Genomic DNA, 24,137 nt, shown 5'->3' with positions numbered 1-24,137 from the left:
TGATGTGAGCAGGAACGACACCGAGGAGCTTCTGGAGACCTCGCCGTTCGACGACGACCTCCAGGAGGTGCTGACGGCGCGTCCCGCGCGGGCGGGCGGGTCGAAGCTGACGCTCGCCCTGGCCGGGGGCGTCCTGCTCGTGGCCGGGCTGCTCCTCGGCATCCAGGTGCAGAAGCTCCTGGGCGGCTCCGCACCGGGCCGGGTGCCGTCCCGTGCGGCCGGCCCGGGGGCGTACGCCGGCGCAGGTCAGGCCCCCGCGGGCGGTGGGTACGCAGGAGGCGCGGGCGGTGGCTTCGGCGGCGCGGGCGCAGGGGCAGAGTCCGGTGGCATGACCTTCGGGACGGTCAAGCTCGTCGACGGCGACAAGATCTACGTCCAGACCCCGAACGGCGGCGTGGTCACGGTGACCACGTCGGGCGAGACCAAGGTCCAGGTCAGCCGGGCGGGGAAGGTCTCCGACCTCAAGCCGGGCAGCTTCGTCACCGTCGCGGGCGCCGCCGATGCCCAGGGTCAGGTGGCGGCGACGGCGGTCACGCAGGGCTCGCCCATGGGCAGGAGGGCGGGATCGTGACCACGGAGGGCCGTCTGCTGGTCGTCGACGACGAGCCCGACATCAGGGAACTGCTGTCGGCGAGCCTGCGGTACGCCGGGTTCGAGGTGATCACCGCGGGCACCGGCCGGGAGGCGGTCCAGATCGCCGCCAAGGTGCGCCCCGATCTGATCGTGCTCGACGTCATGCTGCCGGACCTGGACGGCTTCGCCGTCTCCGACCGGCTGCAGGCCTCCGGGCGGCGGGTCCCGGTGCTGTTCCTCACCGCCAGGGACGCGACCGAGGACAAGATCGCCGGGCTGGGCTGCGGCGACGACTACGTCACCAAGCCGTTCAGCCTGGAGGAGGTGCTCGCGCGCATCCGGGCCGTGCTGCGCCGCACGCGCGGCGGGGACGCCGCTCCCGCCCGGCTGCGCGTCGCCGACCTGGAGCTCGACGAGGACTCCCACCAGGTCTGGCGCGGCGGCGCCCTCGTACGGCTGTCGCCCACCGAGTTCAAGCTGCTGCACTACTTCATGGCCAACCAGGGCCGGGTGCTGTCGAAGGCACAGATCCTCGACCACGTCTGGCACTACGACTTCGGCGGCGACCACAACGTGGTCGAGTCGTACGTCTCCTATCTCCGGCGCAAGGTCGACACCACCGAGCCCAAGCTGATCCACACGCTCCGCGGCGTCGGCTATGTCCTCCGTGCGCCGCGTCACTGACCTGCTCCGTTCCGGCGGAGCGGCCGGCGTCCGCCGGGTGCCGCGCCCGCTGAGCGGCGGTGAGCTGCGGCGGCGGGTCGCGCGGACCCCGCTGTGGCTGCGGCTCGTCGCGGGGACGCTGCTGCTGGTGACGCTCGCGATCGCGCTGACCGGCGGTTTCGCCGTCCAGCTCCTGCGGGGCTACCTGGTGCAGCGGGTCGACACGCAGCTCACGGCCGTCGGCCGGCGCCCGGCCGAGCCGCCTCCCGCCCAGGCCGCCAATGCCGTGTCCCGGCCGCCGAGGCAGTTCGGGTCGTTCTACATCGTCGTGCTCGACCAGTACGGCACCGTGGTCCGCACCGTCCAGGAGCCGCCGAACGCCGACCCGCCGCCCGCGCTGCCCAGGCCACGCCAGGACCGGGGACGGTGGCTGTTCACGGTGGAGTCCCCTTCGGGGGTGCTGTGGCGGGCGATCGCCGTACGCGAACAGGACGGCACCCGGTTCCGCGTCGCCGCCATCAGCCTGGCCGACATCGACGGCACGGTCTCCCAGCTGGAGGCGATCGTCGTCGGGGTCGGCCTCGCCGTGCTCGTCGCGCTCGGGGTCGCCTGTTACTGGCTCGTACGGCGCAGCCTGCGCCCGCTGGGGGAGATCGAGAGGACGGCGGAGGCGATCGCGGCCGGCGACCTGTCGCGGCGCGTCCCGCTCCGGCACCGGCGCACGGAGATGGGCCGTCTCGGCCGGTCCATCAACGGCATGCTCACCCAGATCGAGACGGCGTTCCGCGAGCGGGAGGCGTCGCAGGAGCGGATGCGCCGGTTCATGGCCGACGCCTCCCACGAGCTGCGCACCCCGCTCACCTCGATCCGCGGCTTCGCCGAGCTGTACCGCCAGCAGAGTTCGCAGGACCCCGTTGTGCTGCTGCGCCGCATCGAGGACCAGGCCGTACGCATGGGCCTGCTCGTGGACGACCTGCTGCTGCTCGCCCGGCTCGATGAGCAGCGCCCCCTCGAACGCCGCCCGGTCGACGTGCTCAGCCTCGCGGCGGGGGTGGTGCTCGACGCGCAGACGCTCGCGCCGGACCGGGAGATCGATCTGCTGCGGCTGGACGACTCGGAGGAGCCGGTGCGGGTGCTCGGCGACGAGGCGCGGCTGCGCCAGGTCGTCGGCAACCTCGTCGGCAACGCCCTGCGGCACACTCCCGCGGGCACCGCCTTCCGCGTGGGCGTGGGCCTCGTGCCCGGATCGCAGGCGCTGATCGAGGTGGCCGACGACGGCCCGGGCCTGGCCTCCGGCGACGCCGAGCGCGTCTTCGAGAGGTTCTACCGCGCCGATCCCGCGCGCAGCCGGTCGGACTCCGGCGGCACGGGACTCGGGCTGTCCATCGCCGCCGCCCTCGTCCAGGCCCACGGCGGCACCATCACGGCCGACGGCGAGCCCGGCCGCGGCGCGGTGTTCCGCGTCCGCCTCCCCGCGTGCCCGCCCGAAGAAAGGCTAGGGTGATCCCCCTTGCGATACCTGTCCATCGCGGTCGCCGCAGCGGCTCTGGCGGTCACGGTGACCGGCTGCGGCGGCGGTGACGACACCGCCGCCACGACCACCACGCGGGCCGCGGGCGGCGGTTCGAGCGCCGACCCCCGGGCGGCGTTCACCGAGTGCCTGCGCGAGAACGGCGTCACACTCCCCAGCGGGCGTCCTTCGGGCATGCCGAGCGTGCGGCCCAGCGGCAGACCCAGCGGGGGCTTCGGCGGGTTCCGGTCGATGGATCCCGCGACGAGCAAGGACTTCGAGGCGTGCCGCTCCCTCATGCCGCAAGGCGGTCAGGGCGGGTTCGGCGGCCGGCGCGGCGTCGATCCGCAGGCCCTGCAGGCGTTCCGCACCTGCATGAAGGACAACGGCGCCGAGTTGCCCGACGGCGGGCGCGTGCGCGGTCTGGCCACCTCGGACCCGAAGGTGGCCAAGGCCTACGACAAGTGCAAGGTCCTGCTGCCCACTCCCACTGCCACGCCCGGTGCCTGAGGGCGGCTGATTCGCGGGCCCTCCTCGGGGAAGGTCGGGAGTTATGGCGGGGAACGACAGGCTGCGGGCCACCCTGGAGAGCCTGCGGCGTCACCTCGATCAGGACCTGTTTCCCCTGGAGATCGGGGACGCCGCGACCGACCGGCGCGTCCTGGTGGAGTTGCGCGGGCAGCTCGACGACTACCTGCTGCCCCGTCTTGCGGCGATCGACGCGCCGCTGCTCGCTGTGGTGGGCGGCTCCACCGGGGCGGGCAAGTCCACCCTGGTCAACTCGCTGGCCGGGGTGATCGTGACCGAGCCCGGGGTGCTGCGGCCCACCACGCTCGCCCCGACTCTGGTGTGCAACCCCGCCGACGCCGCCTGGTTCACCTCCACCACGGTCCTGCCCGGGCTGGCCAGGGTGACGGGAGGGGTGGCCGGCGGGGGACGCGGCGAGCCGGGCACCCTGCGGATCGCCCCCGTGAAGGGACTGCCTCCCGGGCTGGCGCTGCTCGACGCCCCCGACATCGACTCGATCGTCACGGCCAACCGCGAGCTGGCCGCGCAACTGCTCGCCGCGGCCGACCTGTGGTTGTTCGTCACGACCGCCGCGCGGTACGCCGACGAGGTGCCGTGGAGCTTCCTGCGCCTGGCCAGGGAGCGGAGCACGGCGCTCGCGGTGATCCTCCAGCGGGTTCCGGCCGAGGCGTGCGAACCCGTGGCCGCCGACCTGACCCGGCTGCTGCGGGACAACGGCCTGGGCGGCACGCCGTTGTTCACCGTCCCGGAGCTGGAGCTGCCGTCGGAGCGGGCCCGGCTGCCCGCCCACGTCGTGCAGCCGATCGCGACCTGGCTCGCCGACCTTTCGGTGGACGCCAAGGCCCGGGCGGAGGTCGTACGGCGGACCCTGACCGGGGCCCTGGACAGCCTGGGCACCCGGGTGCCCGACCTGGCCGACCGGGTGGAGCGCCAGCGGGCGGGCATCACCGAGCTGCGCGACATCGCGAGCAGGGCGTACGACGTGGCGATGTCGGCCTTCGACGACGGGATGCGCGACGGCAGGCTGCTGCGCGGCGAGGTGCTGGCCCGCTGGCAGGACTTCGTCGGCACCGGCGACCTGATGCGCTCGCTGGAGTCGCGGATCGGCTGGCTGCGCGACCGCCTCGCCGCCGCGTTCCGGGGCCGCCCGGCGCCGGACAGGGAGCTGCGGGTGGCGCTGGAGAGCGGGGTGGAGTCGCTGATCCGCGCCACCGCGGACGGTGCCGCCGAGCGGGCCGTCGAGGCGTGGCTGGCCCTGCCCGCCGGGCGCGACCTGCTGGACAAGTCCGGCGTCACCGTCTCCGGGCGGCTCGGCCGCGCCTCGCCGGATCTGCCCCGCCGGGCCGGTGAGGCCGTACGCGCCTGGCAGGGGCACGTGCTCGACCTCGTCCGCTCGGAGGGCGCCGACCGGCGCACGCTCGCCAGGGCGGCGTCGTTCGGCGTGAACAGCCTCGGCGTGCTGATCATGCTGGCCGTGTTCTCCACGACCGGCGGGATCACCGGCATCGAGCTGGGCATCGCCGGCGGCACCGGCGTGCTCAGTCAGAAGCTGCTCGAAGCCGTCTTCGGCGACCAGGCCGTACGCACGCTGACGCAGGAGGCCCGGGAGGACCTGCGGCGGCGCGTCCGCGCGCTGCTCGACGAGGAACGCGCCCGCTTCACCTCCCTGGTGGAGGGGCTGGGCCCGGCGCCGGAGACGTCCGCCCGGCTGCGGGAGGCCGCCAAGGCCGTACAGGAGAGGGGCGTCCTGTGAAGCTCCCGCGCAGGAAGGCGGAGGTGCCGCTGGACGACCGCCTGGAGGCGCTCGCGGAGGCCGCCGACCTGGCGGAGGGCCGGCTCGGCCAGGAGGCCGTGGACCACGCGCGCGCCGTCGTCGCCCGCGCCGGGGTACGGCGCGGCCTGTCGGTGGACCACACCGCGGTCGCCCTCGCCGGGGCGACGGGGAGCGGTAAGTCGTCGCTGTTCAACGCCCTGTCCGGGACCGACCTCGCGACGGTGGGGGTGACCCGGCCGACGACCGCCAAGGCGCAGGCGGCCCTGTGGGGCACCGGCGGCGCGGGGCCGCTGCTCGACTGGCTCGACGTCCCCCTGCGCCACACCGTCGAGGGCGACGCGTCGGGGCTGATCCTGCTGGACCTGCCCGACCACGACTCCATCGAGCTGGCCCACCGCAGGGAGGTCGACCGCCTGGTCGGCGTGGTGGACTTGCTGGTCTGGGTGCTCGACCCGCAGAAGTACGCCGACGCGGCCGTGCACGAGCGCTACCTGCGCCCGCTCGCCCGGCACCGGGACGTCATGGTCGTCGTGCTCAACCAGGTGGACCGGCTGCCCGAACGCTCGGTCAAGCGCTGTCTCGACGACCTGCGCGGCCTGCTGGCGGCGGACGGGCTCGAGGGGGTTACGGTGCTGGGCGTCTCCGCCCGCACCGGCGAGGGCGTCCCCGAACTGCGGGCGCTGCTCGACCGTGAGATCTCCCGCCGCCGCGCCTGGTCGTCGCGGCTCGCCGCCGACGTGGCCTCGGCCGCCGCCGGGCTCTGGGCGGCCACCCGGCCCCCGGCCGCCCGGGAACCGGAGCCGGGCGCCGTGGCGCTCCCGGCAGGCACGCGGGAGGCGAGGGCGGCGGCCGTCGCCGCGTCGCCGCCTCCGGCCCCATCGCGCGTGACGGCCGAGGCCCCGCCCCCGCCGGGACGGGTGGCGGTGCCGGAGGTCGCCGTCGGCGGGGCGCTGACGCGGGCGCTGGCGCAGGCGGCCGGGGCGCCCGTCGCGGTCGAGGCGGTCGCGAAGTCGCACCGGCACCGCTCGGTCGCCGCGACGGGCTGGCCGGTGACGCGCTGGCTGCGCAGGCTGCGGCCCGATCCGCTGCGCCGTCTGCACCTGACCGGGGGAGCCCGCTCTTCGCTGCCCGCGGCCACCGCCGTCGAGGTCTCGGCCCTGGACATCGCCCTGCGGGACGTCGGGGCCGCCGCGTCGGAGGCGGTGCCCGAGCCGTGGGCGACGGCCGTACGGCACGCGGCGCGGTCGCGGTCGGAGGAGCTGACCGACGCCCTGGACCGCACGGTCGCCGCGGCCACCTCGGGCGGCGTCTCCAAAGCCCCTCGATGGTGGCGCGTGGCGGGAACGGCGCAGTGGCTGACCGTCGCCGCGATGGCCGCGGGCGCGATCTGGCTGCTCGTGCGCTTCGCGCTGAACTACCTCATGCTGCCCGAGCTCCCCACCCCCACGCTCGGCCGGGCACCGTGGCCGACCGTGCTCCTGCTGGGCGGCGCGCTGGCGGGAGTGCTGATCGCGCTGCTGTGCCGGGTGTTCGCCTGGATCGGCGGACGGCGCAGGGCGCGCAGAGCCGCGAAGGCGTTGCGCGCCGGCATCGAACGGGTCGCCGGGGCGCTGATCGTCGCACCCACCAGGGACGAACTCGCCCGCTACGCCAGATTCGCCGACCGCGTGTCGCTCGCCGCCTCGTGATTCGCGCCTGCCATGAGGCGGCAGGCGCGTGACAGCGGTCTGGCAGCGCGGCCCGGCATGGTCGGGGCATGCGCGAAGACACCGGCGTACTGATCGCCGGAGCCGGCCCGACCGGGCTCACCCTCGCCGTGGACCTGGCCCGGCGGGGCGTCGCCTGCCGGATCGTCGAGCGGGCGCCCGAGCCCGCGGCCGGCTCCAAGGGCAAGGGCCTGCAGCCGCGCACGCTGGAGGTCTTCGACGACCTCGGCGTGATCGGCCCGATCTGTGGTTCTCCCTCTATCGGGTCAACATCCGCCTCGCCGACCGCTACCGCTCCGGCCGGGTCCTCCTGGCCGGGGACGCCGTCCACGTGCACCCGCCGGCGGGCGGCCGTGGGCTCAACACCGGTGTCCAGGACGCCTACAACCTGGGCTGGAAGCTCGCCCGGGTGCTCGCGGGCGCGCCGGAGACGCTGCTGGACACCCACGAGGAGGAGCGCAGGCCCGTCGCCGCCCGGGTGCTCGGGCTCAGCTGTCCGCCGGTCCCGTCCCGCACGTCGCACCCGGTCCGCGGGTGCGCGCGTACGAGGTCGCCGAGCCCTACGGCGGCGAGCGTTACACCCTCGTCCGGCCGGACGGGTACGCCGGGGTCTCCACCTCCTCGCCCGGGGAGCTCGCCGCCTACCTGGCCATGGTGTGAACTACGAGCGCTCGTCCGGGCGTACGGCGTGGGCGGGGTCGGGGCTCGGGACGCCGTCCGCGCCGAGATCGGCGCGGCGGGACTCGATCTGGCGCGGTCCCAGCTCGCTGTCCTCGGCCGCCGCCCTCGCCTCCGCGGCGGCCCGCTCGGCCTCGGCGACGGCCTCGTCGCCCGCCGTCCTCCGCTCGTGCTCCCTGCCGTCCGTCACGGTGGCCCGGCTCGCGGGCAGCGACTCGGTGAACGCCTTCGACAACGTGTTGAGCGCCGAGGTGACCTCGCTCGGGATCACCCACATCGTGTTGCCCTGGCCCTGGGCGAGCTGCGGCAGCACCTGGAGGTACTGGTAGGCGAGCAGCTTGGGGTCGGGGTCGTTGCGGTGGACGGCCTGGAACACCTCGTCGATCGCCTGCGACTGACCCTGGGCCTTGAGGATCTGCGAGGTGCGCTCACCCTCGGCGCGCAGGATCGCGCTCTGCTTCTCACCCTCTGCCGTGAGGATCTGCGACTGCCGCTGGCCCTCGGCCGTGAGGATCGCCGCGCGCTTGTCCCGCTCGGCGCGCATCTGCTTCTCCATGGCGTCCTTGATGGTCTTCGGCGGGTCGATCGCCTTGATCTCGACCCGGTTGACCCGGATGCCCCACTTCCCGGTGGCCTCGTCGAGCACGCCGCGCAGCTGACTGTTGATCATGTCGCGCGAGGTGAGCGTCTTCTCCAGGTCCATGCCGCCGACCACGTTGCGCAGCGTCGTGACGGTGAGCTGCTCGACGCCCTGGATGAAGTTGGCGATCTCGTACTCCGCCGCCCGGGGATCGGTGACCTGGAAATACAGCACCGTGTCGATGTCCACGACGAGGTTGTCCTCGGTGATGACCGGCTGGGGCTTGAACGACACCACCTGCTCGCGCAGGTCCAGCAGCGGGCGGACCCGGTCGATGTACGGGATGACGAAGTTCAGGCCGGGGCCCAGCGTGCGGTAGTACCTGCCCAGGCGCTCGACGTTGCCGGCTCTGGCCTGGGGCACGATCCGGACCGCCCGCAGCACCGTCAGGATCGCGACGAACGCGATGACGATTCCGGCGATCAGTGCTCCGTCCATGATCACTCCCGGGGATAGACGAGGGCGGTGGCGCCCTCGATCTCTATGACGTCGACCGTGGCCCCTGGCGGGATCACGAGCGTTTCGTCGTACGCTCGGGCCGACCACTCCTCCCCGCCGATGCGCACCCGGCCGTCCCTGCCCGTGACCTCCTTGGTCACGTACGCGGACTTGCCGATGAGCGCCGGCACGCCGAAGCGCTTCGGTGGCGGCTGCTTGATGTGCCGGAGCGCGATCGGGCGCACCCCGGCGAGGCCGGCGACGGAGGCGATGACGAACACGGCGAGCTGGATCGCCGGCGGCAGCCCGACGACCGCGACCACGGTCGTGAGCAGGGCCGCGATAGACAGCAGTCCCAACGCCGCGGTCAGCGTGAAGATCTCCGCGACGCCCAGCACCGCCGCCAGGATGAGCCATACGATCCAGGAGTCCATTGCCGCCTCCATAGCAATGAACGAACACCGCTCGGGTCTGGTTCCTCCTCAAACCTAACGCGTACGGCCGCGCTATCCCAGGGCGCGGGGTCTCACGCTGAGACGGACACCGGGGCCGCGGTGACGCGGAACTCGTTGCCCTCCGGGTCGGCCATCATGATGTGGTCGTCGAAGGCCTCCAGGATCGTGCCGCCCGCGCGCACCAGACGGGCGGCCTCCGCTCTGATCCGTTCCCACCGATCGGCCGCCGAGCCTTCTCCGGGCACGCGCACGTCGATGTGGAGCCGGTTGTCCGTCGTCCCGCGCTCGGGGACCCGGAAGATGGAGAGCCGGGGGCCGATCCCCTCGGGGTCGCAGAGCAGGGCCCCGTCGTCGTCGGCGCCGCCCGCGGGCAGGTCGAGCCGCGCGAACGACTCCTCGGCGGTGCCGTACCGGGAGGCCGGGATCTCGTCGACGTAGCCGAGCGCCGTCTTCCAGAACTCGGCGAGGAGCCTCGCGTTCTCACAGTAGAGAGTCAGGTCGATCGTCACTGCTGCCATGACTCGACGGTAATGCAGACCGCTGACTGGAGTGCGGCGGTGTCTGTCAGGAGAGCGCGGAAGGGGTCACGGCGGAAGGGGTCCGCGCGCCGTCGTGCCGCAGGGCGCTGCCCGCCAGCCACCGAGGCCAGGAGAGCTGCCAGAAGCCCCAGCCGTTGTTCCACTCCAGCTCGCGGGTCGTGCCGGTGACGACGACGGGGTCGCCGCGCAGCGCGTGCTCGTAGAACCACCGCGCCTGGTCGGGGTGGGCGTTCAGACAGCCGTGGCTGACGTTGGCCCGGCCCTGCGCCCACACGTTGTCCAGCGAGTGGACGTACTCGCCGCTGTTGGAGATCCGTACGGCGTAGTCGATGAGCTTGTCGTAGAAGCCGGGGTCGCCCTTGCGGCGGCCCGGGGACACCATGCGGACGGGGTTGCCCTTGTCCATCGTCAGGTGGATCCCGCTCGTGGTCGTGTATTCCCTCGTGGTCGCCATGCCGGCGCTGATCGGCATGCGCTGGGCCACCCTGCCGTCCTGCCGCACCACCATCTCGTGGGTGCGGGTGTCGACCGTGCTGACCATGGCCCGTCCCACGGTGAAGGCCACGCTCCTGTCGGCGGTGCCGTACGTGCCGGGGGCGGCGCGGACGCCGGCGAGATGGGCGGTCAGGCGCACGTGGCCGCCGGACGGCCACATCTTCCGGGGCCGGTAGACGACCTGGGTGGAGCTCACCCAGTGCCAGGCGCCCTCGGCGGGGCCCCGGACCTCCAGCGCCCGCTCGACCGCCGCGCGGTCCTCGACCGGCCTGGTGAACGTCACGATGATCGGCATGCCGATCCCGACGGTCTCGCCGTCGGAGGGGACGATCGAGGCGACGGCGACCTCACGGCGCGGGGTGAGCGTGCGGAACCGGCCCGCGACCTGGGCGGTGACGCCCTGGGGCCCGGTCGCGACGGCGTTGACGACGTACTGCGTGCCGGGACGCAACGTCCACGACGACCGCCACACCGTGCGGGCCGGGTCGAACGAGCCGGGCACGGGGTCGCGCCCCGCGAACGCGAGCACGCTGGTCAGCCTGCCGCCCTTCGCGCTGACGACCAGGCCCGCCTCCGGCGGGACCGCCGCCGCGCCGGAGGCCGGGGCGATCGCGATGCGCGGCGCGGGCGGCACGCGTACGGCGCAGCCCGCGACAAGCGCCGGGGCGACCACGAGCAGCACCGCGAGCAGGGCGCGGGCGGCGGGAGGCGGGGTGCGTGGCTTCACGGGCACCCAAGATAGCGAGGGGTGACGATGAGAACACGCTAAGTCGCCGGAAGGATCCTTCCCGAGACCTCACCGAGGCTGATCCCGTGCGAGGTCCACGCGGTGATCGTGACGGTGTCGCCGTCCTCCAGGAAGGTCCGGGTCTCGTTGGGCAGTTTGACCGGGTCCGCGCCGTTCCAGGTCAGCTCGATGAGTGAGCCCGGCTGCCCGATCGACGAGACCGTGCCGCTGGCGAACAGGTCGCCGGTGCGCAGACGGGCGCCGTTGACGGTCATGTGGGCGAGCATCTGGTCGGGCGTCCAGTACATGTCGCGGAACGACGGCGTCGAGACCGTCTCGCCGTTCAGATCGACGCGCAGCGTGAGGTCGAGCCCCCAGGGTGCCTGCCTGGCGAGGTACGGCAGCGGCTCGGGCTCCTGTGACCGGCCCTCGACCCTGGCCTCCTCCAGGGCGTCGAGCGGTGTGATCCACGCCGACATCGAGGTGGCGAACGACTTGCCGAGGAACGGCCCCAGCGGGACGTACTCCCACGCCTGGATGTCGCGGGCGCTCCAGTCGTTGACGAGCGCGACCCCGAAGACGTGGTCCTCGAACGCGCCGGCGCGTTCGCCGAGCCCCGTCGGCATCCCGACGACGAAGCCGACCTCCGCTTCGATGTCGAGCCGCTGCGAAGGCCCGAACGACGGCCGCTGCCCGCACGGCCGCCTGACCGGCGTCCCCGAGACGACGACGGTGCCCGCCCGCCCGTGGTAGCCGACGGGCAGGTGCCGCCAGTTGGGCTTCAGCGGCTCGTCGTCCGGGCGGAAGATCCGCCCGAGGTTCGACGCGTGCTCCAGCGAGGCGTAGAAGTCCACATAATCGGCCACCTCGACCGGCAGGTGCAGGGTCACCTCCGCCAGCGGGACCATATGGTCGCCCGTGGCCGCCGCCTCGCGGGCCCGCGCCCGCGACTCCTGCCAGGCCGCACGGCCCAGGGCCAGCAGCGGGTTGAGGCTGGGCGCCGCGTAGACGTCCCCGCCGAGGGCGGCCGCCAGGTCGAGGACGTGGTCCCCGACCCGCACGCCGACCCTTCGCGGTTCCCCGGGCCGGGAGAACACGCCGTACGGCAGGTTGCCGAGCCCGAAGCTCATCTCGCCCACGTCCACGCGTAGTCGGTGTCCTCGCACGCGAGGGCGGCCGGACCGAGATCGAGCGGGCGGAACGTGTCGAGCATGACGGCCATCTCGGTCGTCTCGGTGTGGCCCTTCCGTACGGCCTCTACGGCGGCCTCCACCGCGCCCGGCTGCGGGCCGTGCGTGAAACCGGCCGGGTGCAGCGAGATCGAGCCGACGTCGATGCCCGACCCCTTCCTGGCCGTGTAGTCGCCGCCCACGTAGAACATGAACTCGTCGGAGTCCACGTTGTGGTGGTTGTACGGGATCGGCACGGCCTCCGGGTGGAAGTCCAGCGGCCGGGGGCAGAACGAGCAGATGACGAAGCCCGGGCCCTCGAACGTCTGGTGAACCGGCGGCGGCGCGTGGGTGCGCTTCACGATCGGCTCGAAGTCCTGGATGTTGAACGCGTAGGGGTAGAGGCAGCCGTCCCAGCCCACGACGTCGAACGGGTGGTGGGCGTAGGTCAGCCGGGTCAGCCCGCCCCGCGTCCTGACCAGGACCGGAACCTCCTCGCCGTCCGCGAGCAGCGGCTCGGCCGGCGCGCGCAGGTCCCGCTCGCTGTACGGCGCGTGCTCCAGGAACTGGCCGTACTGGGACAGGTAGCGCTTCGGCGGCCTGATGTGCCCGGCCGCCTCGACCACCAGCGCGGTCACCGGGCCCTCGGGCACCCATCGGTGGATCGTCCCGGTCGGAATCACGACGTAGTCGCCCTCGGCCACGTCCAGCGCGCCGTACGCCGACTCGAAGCGGGCCCGGCCGCTCGCGACGTAGACGCACTCGTCGCCCATGGAGTCGCGGTACAGCTCGCTGGGCGCGTCCGTCGCGGCGTACGAGATGCGGACGTCGGAGTTGCCCGCGAGCAGCATCCGCCCGGAGACGAGGTCGCCCTCCGGCCTCAGGTCCTGGGTGCGGAAATGGCGCGGGGACAGCGGCAGGTTGGGCGTGAGCCCGGAGGCCCCCGCGTCCACGGCCTCGGCCTTGACGATGGCCGTGGGCGCGTGGCGGTGGTAGAGCAGCGAGGAGTCGGAGGAGAAGCCCTCCTCTCCCATGAGCTCCTCCTTGTACAGCCCGCCGTCGGGAGCGCGGAACTGCACGTGGCGCTTGCGCGGCACCTCCCCGACCATGCGGTAGTGCGGCATGGCACCTCCCTGCTTGTCCGTTAAGCGGACGCCAGCGTCCTATATATGTACGACGATTCGCCATGCCGCCGGGAATGTCAAGCTGTGCGTCATGAGTGCAGCGGAGATCCACCTGTCCGTCTCGACCTGGCGGCAGCCGACGCCGGCGCCCGGGTCCCCCGCGCGTACGGCATTGGTCCGGCGGGTGGCGGAGCGCGTGCTGGGTCTCGGGACGGGCCGTCTGCGCGTGGGTGTGGACGGGCTCACGGCGGCCGGGAAGACGAGCTTCGGCCACGAGCTCGCCGAGCACCTCGCCCGAGCGGGGCGCCCCGTGCTGCGGGCGAGCCTCGACGACTTCAAGCGGCCGTGGCGTGACCGGCACCTGTACGACCGGGAGTCGGGCGAGGGGTACTACCGGAACGCCTACGACTACGACGCGGCGATCGCCCTGCTGCTCGAACCGGCGGGGCCGGGCGGCTCGGGTGACGTCGCGCTGTGCTCCATCGACCCGCTCACCCAGGTGGACCACTCGTCGGTGCGGACGGCCGCCGCGCCCGGCGCGATCACGATCGTGGACGGGGTGTTCGCGTTCCGCCCGGAGATCGACGCCTACTGGGACCTGCGCGTCTGGATGGAGGTGACGCCGGAGACCTCGGTGCGGCGCGGGGCGGAACGCGACCAGGACTGGGCCGGGTCCGAGGCCGAGGCGCTGCACCTGCACCGTTATCTGCCCGCCGAGCGCATCTACATCGCCGAGGCCGATCCACTGGCGCGGGCCGACGTGGTCGTCGACAACACGGTGTTCACCGAGCCGCGGCTGCTGAAGTGGTGACCGTCAGTCCGGGGGCTCGGACAGGGCGGTCGCGAGCCGGCCGGCGGCCTCCAGGACCAGCGGGCCCACCTTGTCCGCGTCGAGGTCGGCGAAGCTGACCACCCCGACGGACGCCTCCAGCCACGGCGGCCCCGGAACCGGCGCGGCGATGCCCTGCGCGCCCTCCTGGAGGTGCCCCCTGCTCGTGTGCACCGCCGGATTCGTACGGCCGTCGCGCAGCGCGAGCAGCGCCAGCCCGGCCGCGCCGCGCGTCAGCGGATGACGCGAGCCCTCGCGGTAGGCGACGTGGAGGTCGGTCCAGGACGGCTCCACCACCGCGACGGCCAGCCCCTCGTCGCCCTCGGCCACGGTCAGGTGCGCGGTCGCCCCCGCCTGCTCCGCGAGCGCGCGCAACGCCGGCAGCGCCGCCGCCCGCAGCAGGGGATGCACGGCCTGGGCCAGCACGAGCACCCCGAAACCGAGATGCACGCGGCCCTGCGCGTCCCGCCGGGCGAAGCCCTCGGCCTGCAGGGTCGTCAGGAGCCGGTAGACGATCGGCCGGCTCAGGCCCAGCTCGTGGGCGAGCTCGGTCGGCGTGCGGCCCCGATTCGCGTCGGCGAGCAGCCGCAACAGCCGTAAGCCACGTTCGAGCGTCTGCGCCGATTCGGCCGCCATCATGTAACCGATTATCGCCGCCCCGGCCACCGGTGGCCCAAACCCGAGTTACGTAGCCTACGTGCGATGTGGGTTTCCGGGCGCGATCAGGGAGTGGTGGATGAAGTCGGCGATCGTGGTGGGGGCAGGGATCTGGGGGGCGTCGCTGGCGTTGCGGCTGGCCGACGAGGGCTGGCGGGTGACGCTCGTCGAGCAGTACGCGCCGGGGCACGTGCGCCAGGCCAGCGCCGGGGAGACCCGCCTGCTGCGCTGCGCGCACGGCTCGGACGACTGGTACCCCCGGCTGGCCTGGCAGGCCCGCGACGCCTGGCGGCGACTGGAGGAAAGGACCGGCGAGGACCTGTACGTCGAGTCGGGGCTGATGTGGTTCGCCCGTGACCCCGACGGCTGGGAGATGCGCAGCGCCGGGGTTCTGGAGCGGCTGGACATCCCTCGCGAGCTGCTCGATCCTGACGAGGCGGCACGGCGGTTCCCCGGCCTGCGGGGCGACGACCTCGCCTTCGTGCTGTGGGAGCCGAACGCCGGACTGCTGCGGGCCCGGCGGGCGACACAGGTGACCGCGCGCCTGGCCGTCGCCAACGGTGTCCGGCAGGTCCGTGCCCGGGCCGTGCCGTACGCGCGGAAGACAGGGGTCGTCGCGGACGGCGAGGTGCTGACGGCGGACCGGGTGGTGTGGGCGTGCGGCGCGTGGCTGCCGTGGCTGTTCCCGCACGAGGCGGGACACGTCCAGGTGACGCGGCAGGACACCTTCCACTTCGGCGTGCCCAGAGACTGGACCACGCCGCCGCTGCCCGCCTTCTGCGACTACGACCTGGCGGCGTACGGGCACGGCGACCTGGACGGCATGGGCATGAAGATCACCGGCGACGCCGAGGGCGAGCCGTACGACCCGGAGACCGGCGGCAGGCGGGTGCTGCGGCACACCGAGGAGCAGGCGCGCTCCTACCTGGCCAGGCGGTTCCCCTCGCTGGTGGGAGCGCCGGTGGTGTTCAGCCAGGTCTGCCAGTACGCGCTGACCAGCGACGCCGAGTGGATCGTCGCGGAGATCGAGGACGGCGTCTGGCTGCTCGGCGGCGAGTCCGGGCACGGCTTCAAGCACGCCCCGGCCCTCGCCGGCTACGTCGCGGAGATCCTCGACGGCCGGCGGGAGCCGGACGCGCGGTTCGGCCTGCACGAGCGGCCGGCGGCCCGGGGCCTGCGCACCAGCGGCGGCACCACGCCGTAGAGCCGTAGTGAGGGCTAGCCGGGCGGGTTCTGACGGGCCTGCCGGGCGCGCAGGACGATCTCCAGCTCGAACCGGACGTCGGGATCGGCGAGCGCGTCGCCGTACAGCTGCTCGATCTGGCGCAGCCGGTAGCGCACGGTCTGCGGGTGGACGTGGAGCGCCGCGGCGACCTCGGCGACGCCCCGGCCGTGGCGCAGCCAGGCGAGCAGGGTCTCGGCCAGGCGGTCCTGCTGGGTCTGGCGCAGGTGGGCGAGGGGCGCGAGACGCACCTCCGCCAGCGCGGCCACGAGGTCCTCGTCCTTGAAGACGACCAGCGTCGCCATGTGGTCGGCGCAGCGCAGCAGTCCCTGCCGGGGGAGGGCGCCCCGGGTGCCGAGGTCGAGGGCCTCCCTCGCCCAGCCGAGCGAGTTCGCGGCCGCGGCGAGCGGCACGGCGGGGCCTATCGCGGCCCGCCAGCCGCGCAGGGCGCGCTCCAGCGCCTGCACCCGCCCGGGGCCGCCGGGGTCCGGCACCACGAGACACGGGGAGTTCCGGTCGAGCCCGGCCAGCACGTCCGGCGGCAGCACCGGCAGGGGAGAACCGTCGTCGGGTTCCTCCAGGGCCACTCCCGCGACCGTGCGGGGGAGCCGCCAGCCGGCCGCCCTGGCCAGGTCGGCGACGGCCTCCGGCGGGGCCGCGGGCCGGGTCAGCAGCAGGTCGAGCAGCCGCCGGCGGCGGCGCTCCATCTCGCCGGCCGCGTGCGCCCGCGCCGCGGCGAAGCCCTCCGCCGCGGCGTCGGCGAGCTGGTCGAGGTAGACGAAGATGGCCTCGCCCAGGTCGTACAGCGTCCGCGGGTCGAGGCCCAGCTGCTCGGACTGCTCGGTGAGCCTCCGCCACGCCACCCGCGCGCCCAGCCGCATCGCGGTCTGGAAGGGCTCCAGGTCGCGCCCCTCGGCGGCCTCACCCCTGCCGATCGTCCGGAAGACCTCGGGGTCCCACGGCGCCCGCGGGTTCTCGATGCGTTCGAGGAACCCCCGCAGCGCCTGGTTGACCGACAGCCGCAGGACCTTGATGTAGACCTCGTCCGCCGGGCGGGCGTATTCGGGCACCCGCCGCTGGATCTCCGCGATCATCCGGTCCGCGACGTCGCCCATGCGGGGACGCAGCAGCCTCGCGACGCCCGCGGGCACCGCGTCCCAGAACTCGTCGTCGCCCTTCAGCGTCCGCTCAGCGCCCGCTCAGCCAGGCGCCGAACTCCTCCAGGTCGATCAGGCCGTCGCGGTCGGCGTCGACCTTGTCGATCGCGTCCTGCGCGCCCTCCGGCGCGAGCGGCCGGCCGAGCACCTCCATCAGGCGTACGAGCTCCTCGGCGGAGATTCGCCCGTCCCCATCGGCGTCGATAAGTTGAAAAGTAGCCGCATATTCGCTCATGCCGTCCTCCTCCGGGATCGCGATCAGCACACTAGCTGAAAGCACGCGCTGCCCCCAGAGATCGCGGCCAACCGGCGGAAGCCGTTTCTGTCGGTGGCGTCTGCCAGCATGACGGTCATGACGAGCAGCCTTGAGGGGAAGGTCGCACTGGTCGCCGGGGCGACCCGGGGTGCGGGCCGCGGCATCGCGGTCGAGCTGGGCGCCGCGGGGGCGACGGTCTACGTGACCGGCCGCAGCACCCGCGAGCGGCGTTCGGAGATGAACCGGCCGGAGACGATCGAGGAGACGGCCGAACTGGTCACCGCCGCCGGCGGGCGGGGCATCGCCGTGCCGGTCGACCACCTGGAGCGCGAGCAGGTGCGGGCCCTCGTGGAGCGGATCGACGCCGAGCAGGGCGCGCTCGACGTGCTGGTCAACGACATCTGGGGCGGCGAGCTGCTGTTCAGCTGGAAGGACCGGCTCTGGGAGCACTCACTCGACGACGGCCTGCGCATACTGCGGCTGGCGATCGACACGCACATCATCACCAGCCACTACGCGCTGCCGCTGCTGATCCGCAAGCCGGGCGGCCTGGTGGTCGAGATCACCGACGGCACGGCGGAGTACAACGCCGCCAACTACCGCGTCTCGTTCTTCTACGACCTCGCGAAGACGTCCGTGAACCGCATGGCGTTCGGCCAGGCGAAAGAGCTGGCGCCGCACGGTGCGACCGCGGTCTCGCTCACGCCGGGCTGGCTGCGTTCGGAGATCATGCTGGGGCACTTCGGGGTGACGGAGGCCAACTGGCGCGACGCGCTGGCCCAGCAGCCGCACTTCGCGATCTCCGAGTCCCCGGCCTTCGTGGGCCGCGCGGTGGCGGCCCTGGCCGCCGACCCGGAGGTGAGCCGCTGGAACGGGCAGTCGTTGTCCAGCGGCCAACTGGCGCAGGTGTACGGCTTCACCGACGTCGACGGCAGCCGCCCGGACTGCTGGCGATACATGGTGGAGGTCCAGGACCCCGGCCTCCCCGCCGACGTCACCGGTTACCGCTGACGCGGAAGCCGCCGCGGCGCTTCGCGAAGTGGCCTGTACCGATCAACGGGTGCCGAGGGCGGCGGTGCCGAGGTCCACTCGACGTGGACCTCGGCCGCGGTGCCGCCCGCCGTGCCCGCCACCCAGTGCGGTCTGTGGCCTCTCCCCGCTGCCGAGCACAGGTCACGCCCGGCCGAGGTCAGAGGGATGCCACGCAGCCCGGCACCAGTGTGGCGTTGGCGGTGTTCCAGGAGGCGATGAAGCCGAAGGTCGTGCTCGCGCCGGCACCGAGGGAGCCGTTCCAGCTCTCGTTCTTCACGGTCACGCTCGCCCCGCTCTGGGTGGCCTTGCCGCCCCACGCCTGGGTGACCTGCTGCCCGTTGGCGAAGGTCCAGGTCACGGTCCAGCCGCTGATCGCAGCGGTGCCCGTGTTCTTGACCGTGACCTCACCCTGGAAGCCGCCGCCCCACTGGTTGGTGATCGTGTAGGTCGCGGCGCAGCCGGAGGAACTGGGCCGTGCCGAGGGCGACGCCGACGGGCCGGCACTGGGGCTGGCACTGGGGCTCACGCTGGGGCTGGGGGATCCGGGGCTCGGGGACGGCTGCGCGCCGCCGAGCAGCGCCGACAGGGCGGGATACCACTTGTCCGCCATCTTCTGGTCGCCACTCGCGTTGGGGTGGACGCCGTCGTAGGTGTCCGCGCTCGTGCTGAAACCGGTCCACTGGTCGACGACCACGATAGGGGAGGCCGCCGTGGTCTTCGAGGCGGCCCAGCCCGGAATCGCGCTGTTCAGGGCGACGGCCCGCTGGGCGCACTCGGGGCAGGTGCTCGGGTTCATCGGGATGATCTGGGCGACGAGGATCTTCGTGTTCGGGTTGCTCGCCCGCATCTGGTCCACGAGCTTGCCGTACGCCGCGAGGATCGTGGCGGTGGGCCTGTTGCTCCACACGTCGTTGGTGCCGAAGTGCATCATCACGATGTCGGGACGGGTCGCCGAGAGCCAGGCCGGGAGCTGGTTCTGGTCGGCGACGTTCGTGACGAGGAAGCCGCCGTGGCCTTCGTTGTCGCCGTCGTACGGCACCCCGCACCCCTGGGCGGGCAGCGTTCCCACCATGTCGACGTTGGTGAAGCCGCCGTTCTGCAGCTTGTTCCACAGCAGGGCCCGCCAGCAGCCGGGCGATCCGGTGATCGAGTCGCCCAGGGGCATGATCCGCACCGTGGCCGCCTCGGCGGGCCGGGCGACGAGCAGCCCGAGCACCAGGAGCAGGGCCGCCATCACCGCACTTCTCTTCGACATCGCGTCTCTCCCTCGTGCTGTCCGGCGCGATGGTAGAGAGCGGTCCGCAGCCCGGCCCAGGGGCGAGACGCCGCAAATGCCCTGACCAGCGGGGATGTATGTACGTTTCATCCCATGAATCAGCCGGTCGGCGGTCGCGTCGCCGGCCGGCCTCACTGGATACTCCGGGGCGCAGCCGCCCCTCGTTCATCGCCCGCGGCGACGCCGGGTTCCCCCTGGCCGCACGACCGAATATGCTGCACGTCGGTCTACTTTTCGCACGTCACCGGGAGGATCGGTCCCCATGTACAAGGAGTTCCTCGGCGAGGTCGTGGTGTGGCTGATTCCCATCGTCATCCTTGTAGGCCTCGCGCTGCTGGTGACCAGTCACTCCTGACGACACGTCCTGAGGAGGGCCGGGCCGCGAGGTCCGGCCCTTCCCTTTTTTCACGCCCCCAAAAACGTGTCACACGTCACTATGCGGGCAAAGTGCTCCATCGGAGCATCTCTCGCCTCACAGGACAAAATTGTCACTCGCCGCAACATTGATCAATCGGTGTGGATCATGTGATACTTCGCGAACGGCGTGATCGTCAGGTGGGGAGCAAGCCGGAATGCCGATCGATGTTGACGCGAACCCGATCCGACAAGCGAGAACTCTTCCCCTCCGGCAGGTACTTCCCGCGATCCTCCGTGATCCGGTCGGCGCCGTCCTCGAGATCGGCCGGGAGTCCGGTGGCGACGTCGTCAGGGTGAACCTGGGTCCCTTCCGGCCGTACCTGATCACACACCCCGATCACCTGCAGCACGTCCTGCGCGGCAACTCCGTGAACTACCGGCGTGACGGCGTCCTCTGGAAGCCGCTGCACCGGCTCTTCGGGGAGAGCGTCATGTCCGACGGCCCCGCGTGGGAGCAGAGCCGAAAGGTTCTGCAGCCCGTGTTCACCGCCAAGAACGTGGAGACGCTCGCGGACCGCATGGCGGAGGCGGTCGGCGAGGGGATCGACGAGCTCGCCCCACCCGCCGAGTCAGGCCTCCCGATCGACGTCTCCGCGGCGATGGCGCGGATCGTCAACAGGGTCGTGATGCGGATCTTCTTCGGCGACAAGATCGACATGGCCGATGCCGAGCGGCTCGCCCCGGCGTTCGACGCGGTCGGCACGTCCGTCATCTTCCGCTACCTGCTGCCGTTCGTCCCCTACCGCGTCCCGCTCCCGGGAGACCGCGCCTTCAGGAACGCCCTGCGGACGATCGACGAGGTCGTGGTTCCGCTTGTGGACAGGCACAGGGACAGGCCCGATGACGGCGACGACATCGTCTCGGTCCTGTGCCGGGCCGGGGACGCCGGCGGCGGACCGAGCGCTCGATGGGTGCGCGACAACCTGGTCGCCATGCTGGCCACCGCCACCGAGACCACGGCGGGCGCGCTCACCTGGCTGTGGCCCCTCCTTGGGGCGCATCCCGAGGTGGCCGCGAGGTTGCGGCAGGAGATCGGCCTCGTGGTCGGGAACGGACCCGTACGACCCGCCCACCTGGCGGACCTGCCGTACACGAAGCAGGTCGTGCAGGAACTCCTGCGGCTGTTCCCCGTGGGCTGGCTGTTCCCCCGCATGGTCGTCGAGCCGGAGCCCCTCGGGGGAGTGCTGCTCAAGAAGGGCGAGACGATCGTCGTCAGCCCGTTCATCACCCACCGCATGGAGGCGTTCTGGGAGCGGCCGGAGGAGTTCGACCCCGGCCGCTTCTCCGGGCGCCGGTCCACGGGCCGGCACAGGTACGCGTACTTCCCGTTCGGCGGGGGCCCTCATCAGTGTCTCGGCATGCACGTCTTCATGCTTGAGGCCCAGCTGATCATCGCGGGCATCCTCAGCCGCTACGAGATCCTCTCCTGCAGCCCGGAGGTGGCGACGCCCCAGATGGGGGCCTCACTGCGGCCGCGCCAGCGGGTCGAGATCACCCTGCGCCCCATCCGTCGTACCTGACCGGGACATCCATGCACATGACGAAGCCGACAGGAGACGAGCTCCGGGCGGCGAGGGAGTGCGGTGCCGCCGCCGCCGTGTCCGCCGAGCTCCAGCGGGATCTGCGCGAGTGCCGGGACGCCTACCCCGGCCTCTTCCCGGCGCGGCCGTTCGACTCGGCGCTGTTCAGCGCGGTCGCGCAGGCGAACGCGTTCGGGGCGCCGTGGGCGAGCGCGGACCGGTTGCGCGTCGCGAGCCGTACGGCGCTGTGGATCTTCGCGCTCGACTGGCTGCTCGACTACGTGGCGAAGTCACGGGACGAGGTGGACCGCCTCGTCCGCGGCTGCCTGGACGTGGCGGACGGCGCACCGCCGCCGCGGGACTTCCCCCTGGGCCGGTTCCTCGCCGAGCTCCGGGACGAGCTCGCCGCGGCGCCCGCGTTCACCGGGCTGGAGACCGTCTGGCGGGAGGAACTGCGGCGCATGCTGTCGGCCATGGCGCGGGAGTGGGACTGGAAGACGGCCGCCCGCGAGGGGACGCCGCTGCCGACCCTGGACGAGTACCTCGACAACGCGGACAACTTCGGCTCGTCCTTCGTCAACGTGTCCCACTGGATCCGGGGCGGAGACCCGGCCGCGCTCGGCCGGCTGGAGGAGCTGCGGACCGCGAGCGGCCAGGTGCAGCGCGTCCTCCGCCTGCTCAACGACCTGGCCACGTACGAGCGGGACCTCGCCTGGGGCGATCTCAACGCGCGGATGCTCTGCTCGGGCCGGGAGGAGATCGCCGAACGCGTCGGCGTCCTGGTGGACGGGTGCGGCGAGCTCCTGGAGCCGCTGCGCGACGTCTGCCCGGACGAGGTGGTCTATTTGGAAAGGCAGATCGGGTACAGCATGGGCTTCTACGGGATCACCGACTACTGGGGCGGGCTGTGAGCGTCGGCGGCCTGACTTTCCCCAAGGCGATCGACGTGGCGGCCGCGGCCGCCGAACTGGTCGCCGATCTCATGGTCCGGCCGTGGGGCACGGTATCCCCCTCCGTGTACGAGACCGGGCGGCTGGTGAGCCTGGCGCCGTGGCTGGTGGGCCACGCGGAACGGGTGCGGTTCCTGCTGGACGGCCAGCGGCCCGACGGCCGCTGGGGCGGGCCGGACGGGTACGCCCTCGTCCCCACGTTGAGCGCGACCGAGGCGCTCTTGTGCGCGCTGTCGCGGGGGGAGCCCGATCGGGAGACGCTCTCTCCGGCGGCCGGCCGAGGGCTGGACTGGCTGCTCGGCTGGCCGCCGCGGGGCGCCGCGCCGCTGTTCCCCGACATGCCGGCGATCGAGCTGATCGTGCCCGCACTGGTCGAGCTGGTCAACGCGCACCTGGACACGCTGGGCGACCGGGATGTGCCGCATCTCGCCGGACGCCCGAGGCTGCGGCTGCCCCCGGGCATCGACGACCACACGCTCGCCGCGGTCAGGTCGAGGGTCGGCTCCGGCGCGGAACTGCCGCAGAAGCTCATGCACGCGCTGGAGACGGCCGGTCCCGCCGCCCACGGGGCCCCGGGCGTCCAGCCGACCTCGATCGGCACCGTCGGCGCGTCCCCGGCCGCCACCGCCGCCTGGCTCGGCGGCGGCGCGCTGCCGGATCCGGGCACCGCGGCCAGGCAGCACCTGGAGGCGGTCGCGCGACGGTACGGCGGGCCGGTCCCGGTGGGCCTTCCGATCACGGTCTTCGAGCGCGGCTGGGTGCTGAGCTGGCTCGCCCGCGCGGGGATCCCCTTCGAGGTGCCGCCGGAGATGCTGGCGGACCTGCGGGCCGCGATCCAGCCGGTCGGCACGCCCGCCGGTGCCGGTCTGCCGCCGGACGCCGACACCACGTCGGTCGCCCTGTACGCCCTCGCGCTCCTCGGCATGCCGTACGAGCCGGACAGCCTGTGGGCCTTCCGCACGGACACCCACTTCTGCACCTGGCAGGGGGAGGAGGGGTCGTCGGTCAGCGTGAACGCCCACGTGCTCGACGCGCTGGGGCAGTACGCGGCGGTGCGGCCGGAGGCCGCCGAGCGCTACCGGTCCGACATGGACGCGATCGGGGCCTGGCTCCGCGAGCGCCAGCGGCCGGAGGGCTGGTGGGACGACCGCTGGCACGCCTCGCCCTACTACGCGACCGTCTCCTGCGCGCTGGCGCTGGACGCCTTCGGCGGCGCCGGCTGTGCGTCCTCCGTACGGCGGGCCGTGCGATGGGTGCTGGAGACCCAGCGGGCCGACGGATCCTGGGGCCGCTGGGGCGGCACCCGGGAGGAGACGGCCTACGCCATGCAACTGCTGCTGCTTACCGGGGAGGACGGGCTCGTCGCGGAGGCGGCCGCCAGAGGGTACGACTACCTGCTCCGGGCGGGCGAGGCCGACGATCCGCCGCTGTGGCACGACAAGGACCTCTACCTGCCGGTCGCGGTGGTCAGAGCCGCGATCCTCGCCGCCCTGCACCTCGCACAGTCCAGTCGACTTGTTGTCGGCAGGCATCGTCAACTATGATCATGGGGTCGCTTGATCACGCTATATAGGCATACATTCGTACATTTGCCCCAAATGGCGTACATAATGCGGCCTTGAGCGATTTTCTGTCCATTGCTAGAGTGGCGGGGCGTGGCGCGGCTATAAAATGTTGGGCGATGTCCGCCGCCCTAGCGATGAGCTTCTGGTTAATCGCCGGGAAACGCGCTATGACGGCTCTTCATATGTCCCTTGGTGGGTGTTATGCGCTTCCGCAACTCGCGCGTGCGGACCAAAGTC

23 protein-coding genes and 2 pseudogenes are annotated in these 24,137 nt (G+C 72.8%); 15 read left to right on the top strand and 10 right to left on the bottom strand.

What is annotated here, in order from left to right; genetic code table 11:
• Positions 1-4 precede the first annotated feature (4 nt).
• From HHX30_RS40930 to HHX30_RS42920, 9 genes and pseudogenes are all read left to right on the top strand, one after another.
• Positions 5-571, top strand: coding sequence for a hypothetical protein (locus tag HHX30_RS40930; RefSeq protein WP_211592817.1), 567 nt, complete (start codon positions 5-7; stop codon positions 569-571).
• A complete protein-coding gene (locus HHX30_RS31470; RefSeq protein ID WP_169986468.1) occupies positions 568-1,257 on the top strand; it encodes a response regulator transcription factor in 690 nt (229 codons plus the stop codon). Before HHX30_RS40930 ends, HHX30_RS31470 begins: the two co-directional genes overlap by 4 nt.
• A complete protein-coding gene (locus HHX30_RS31465) occupies positions 1,241-2,740 on the top strand; it encodes a HAMP domain-containing sensor histidine kinase (protein ID WP_311922948.1) in 1,500 nt (499 codons plus the stop codon). Before HHX30_RS31470 ends, HHX30_RS31465 begins: the two co-directional genes overlap by 17 nt.
• Positions 2,741-2,746: 6 nt before the next feature.
• On the top strand, positions 2,747-3,256 hold the full coding sequence (locus HHX30_RS31460) for a hypothetical protein (RefSeq protein ID WP_169986464.1): 510 nt from the start codon (positions 2,747-2,749) through the stop codon (positions 3,254-3,256).
• A gap of 43 nt (positions 3,257-3,299) precedes the next feature.
• Complete coding sequence (locus tag HHX30_RS31455) at positions 3,300-5,027, top strand: ABC transporter (RefSeq protein WP_169986462.1); 1,728 nt, start codon at positions 3,300-3,302, stop codon at positions 5,025-5,027.
• Positions 5,024-6,736, top strand: a complete 1,713-nt coding sequence (locus HHX30_RS31450; RefSeq protein WP_169986461.1) for a YfjP family GTPase — start codon at positions 5,024-5,026, stop codon at positions 6,734-6,736. Before HHX30_RS31455 ends, HHX30_RS31450 begins: the two co-directional genes overlap by 4 nt.
• A 68-nt stretch (positions 6,737-6,804) precedes the next feature.
• Positions 6,805-6,930: pseudogene (locus tag HHX30_RS42095) on the top strand (FAD-dependent monooxygenase); the annotation flags it as partial.
• A gap of 95 nt (positions 6,931-7,025) precedes the next feature.
• A pseudogene (locus tag HHX30_RS42090) lies at positions 7,026-7,238 on the top strand (FAD-dependent monooxygenase); the annotation flags it as partial.
• A gap of 50 nt (positions 7,239-7,288) precedes the next feature.
• Positions 7,289-7,414 (top strand): hypothetical protein, encoded by a 126-nt coding sequence (locus HHX30_RS42920; protein ID WP_283246937.1) that lies wholly within the window; start codon positions 7,289-7,291, stop codon positions 7,412-7,414.
• A 1-nt stretch (position 7,415) separates the two neighbouring features.
• Here the strand turns inward: HHX30_RS42920 and HHX30_RS31440 are convergent, their stop codons facing one another.
• The 6 genes from HHX30_RS31440 to HHX30_RS31415 form a co-directional block, all read right to left on the bottom strand.
• A complete protein-coding gene (locus tag HHX30_RS31440) occupies positions 7,416-8,510 on the bottom strand; it encodes an SPFH domain-containing protein (protein ID WP_169986460.1) in 1,095 nt (364 codons plus the stop codon).
• Between the two features lie 2 nt (positions 8,511-8,512).
• A complete protein-coding gene (locus tag HHX30_RS31435; protein WP_169986459.1) occupies positions 8,513-8,944 on the bottom strand; it encodes an NfeD family protein in 432 nt (143 codons plus the stop codon).
• Between the two features lie 92 nt (positions 8,945-9,036).
• Positions 9,037-9,483 carry a VOC family protein gene (locus HHX30_RS31430; RefSeq protein ID WP_169986457.1) on the bottom strand — a complete coding sequence of 149 codons (447 nt, stop codon included), beginning with the start codon at positions 9,481-9,483 and terminating at the stop codon, positions 9,037-9,039.
• Between the two features lie 46 nt (positions 9,484-9,529).
• Positions 9,530-10,726, bottom strand: a complete 1,197-nt coding sequence (locus tag HHX30_RS31425; RefSeq protein ID WP_311922947.1) for an Ig-like domain-containing protein — start codon at positions 10,724-10,726, stop codon at positions 9,530-9,532.
• Between the two features lie 38 nt (positions 10,727-10,764).
• Positions 10,765-11,856 carry a fumarylacetoacetase gene (fahA, locus tag HHX30_RS31420; protein ID WP_169986586.1) on the bottom strand — a complete coding sequence of 364 codons (1,092 nt, stop codon included), beginning with the start codon at positions 11,854-11,856 and terminating at the stop codon, positions 10,765-10,767.
• Complete coding sequence (locus HHX30_RS31415; protein ID WP_169986455.1) at positions 11,853-13,019, bottom strand: homogentisate 1,2-dioxygenase; 1,167 nt, start codon at positions 13,017-13,019, stop codon at positions 11,853-11,855. The genes fahA and HHX30_RS31415 overlap by 4 nt, the downstream gene beginning before the upstream one ends.
• Before the next feature lie 91 nt (positions 13,020-13,110).
• Between HHX30_RS31415 and HHX30_RS31410 the strand changes: the two genes are divergently transcribed.
• Complete coding sequence (locus HHX30_RS31410; RefSeq protein WP_169986453.1) at positions 13,111-13,830, top strand: uridine kinase; 720 nt, start codon at positions 13,111-13,113, stop codon at positions 13,828-13,830.
• 3 nt (positions 13,831-13,833) lie between these two features.
• On the opposite strand, the gene HHX30_RS31405 is transcribed toward HHX30_RS31410, so the two are convergent.
• The gene (locus tag HHX30_RS31405) at positions 13,834-14,487 is read right to left on the bottom strand and encodes a helix-turn-helix domain-containing protein (protein WP_249350647.1); all 654 of its coding nucleotides are present in this window, start codon (positions 14,485-14,487) and stop codon (positions 13,834-13,836) included.
• A 97-nt stretch (positions 14,488-14,584) separates the two neighbouring features.
• Between HHX30_RS31405 and HHX30_RS31400 the strand changes: the two genes are divergently transcribed.
• Complete coding sequence (locus tag HHX30_RS31400; protein WP_169986451.1) at positions 14,585-15,709, top strand: FAD-binding oxidoreductase; 1,125 nt, start codon at positions 14,585-14,587, stop codon at positions 15,707-15,709.
• A gap of 14 nt (positions 15,710-15,723) precedes the next feature.
• Here HHX30_RS31400 and HHX30_RS31395 read toward each other — a convergent pair whose 3' ends face one another.
• Both HHX30_RS31395 and HHX30_RS31390 read right to left on the bottom strand, forming a co-directional pair.
• Entirely contained in the window at positions 15,724-16,842 is a 1,119-nt protein-coding gene (locus tag HHX30_RS31395; protein ID WP_249350646.1) for a CdaR family transcriptional regulator, read from the bottom strand.
• A 73-nt stretch (positions 16,843-16,915) separates the two neighbouring features.
• The gene (locus HHX30_RS31390; RefSeq protein WP_169986449.1) at positions 16,916-17,119 is read right to left on the bottom strand and encodes an EF-hand domain-containing protein; all 204 of its coding nucleotides are present in this window, start codon (positions 17,117-17,119) and stop codon (positions 16,916-16,918) included.
• Positions 17,120-17,236: 117 nt separating this feature from the next.
• Between HHX30_RS31390 and HHX30_RS31385 the strand changes: the two genes are divergently transcribed.
• Complete coding sequence (locus HHX30_RS31385) at positions 17,237-18,151, top strand: SDR family oxidoreductase (protein WP_169986447.1); 915 nt, start codon at positions 17,237-17,239, stop codon at positions 18,149-18,151.
• 178 nt (positions 18,152-18,329) lie between these two features.
• On the opposite strand, the gene HHX30_RS31380 is transcribed toward HHX30_RS31385, so the two are convergent.
• Positions 18,330-19,427 carry a cellulose binding domain-containing protein gene (locus HHX30_RS31380; protein ID WP_169986445.1) on the bottom strand — a complete coding sequence of 366 codons (1,098 nt, stop codon included), beginning with the start codon at positions 19,425-19,427 and terminating at the stop codon, positions 18,330-18,332.
• A 593-nt stretch (positions 19,428-20,020) separates the two neighbouring features.
• Between HHX30_RS31380 and HHX30_RS31375 the strand changes: the two genes are divergently transcribed.
• From HHX30_RS31375 to HHX30_RS31365, 3 genes are read left to right on the top strand one after another with little or no spacing between them, the layout of a single operon-like run.
• Positions 20,021-21,385: a cytochrome P450 gene (locus tag HHX30_RS31375; protein ID WP_169986443.1), complete on the top strand. Its 1,365-nt coding sequence runs from the start codon at positions 20,021-20,023 to the stop codon at positions 21,383-21,385.
• A 17-nt stretch (positions 21,386-21,402) separates the two neighbouring features.
• Positions 21,403-22,296 carry a terpene synthase family protein gene (locus HHX30_RS31370; protein WP_169986441.1) on the top strand — a complete coding sequence of 298 codons (894 nt, stop codon included), beginning with the start codon at positions 21,403-21,405 and terminating at the stop codon, positions 22,294-22,296.
• Positions 22,293-23,879 (top strand): prenyltransferase/squalene oxidase repeat-containing protein, encoded by a 1,587-nt coding sequence (locus HHX30_RS31365; RefSeq protein ID WP_311922946.1) that lies wholly within the window; start codon positions 22,293-22,295, stop codon positions 23,877-23,879. The genes HHX30_RS31370 and HHX30_RS31365 overlap by 4 nt, the downstream gene beginning before the upstream one ends.
• The last annotated feature ends 258 nt before the right edge of the window (positions 23,880-24,137 follow it).

Source organism: Microbispora sp. H10836 (assembly GCF_012999525.1).
In the GTDB taxonomy this organism is placed as follows: domain Bacteria; phylum Actinomycetota; class Actinomycetes; order Streptosporangiales; family Streptosporangiaceae; genus Microbispora.
The sequence above is the reverse complement of the archived record's forward strand: the minus strand, read 5'-3'. Positions and strand labels throughout refer to the sequence as shown.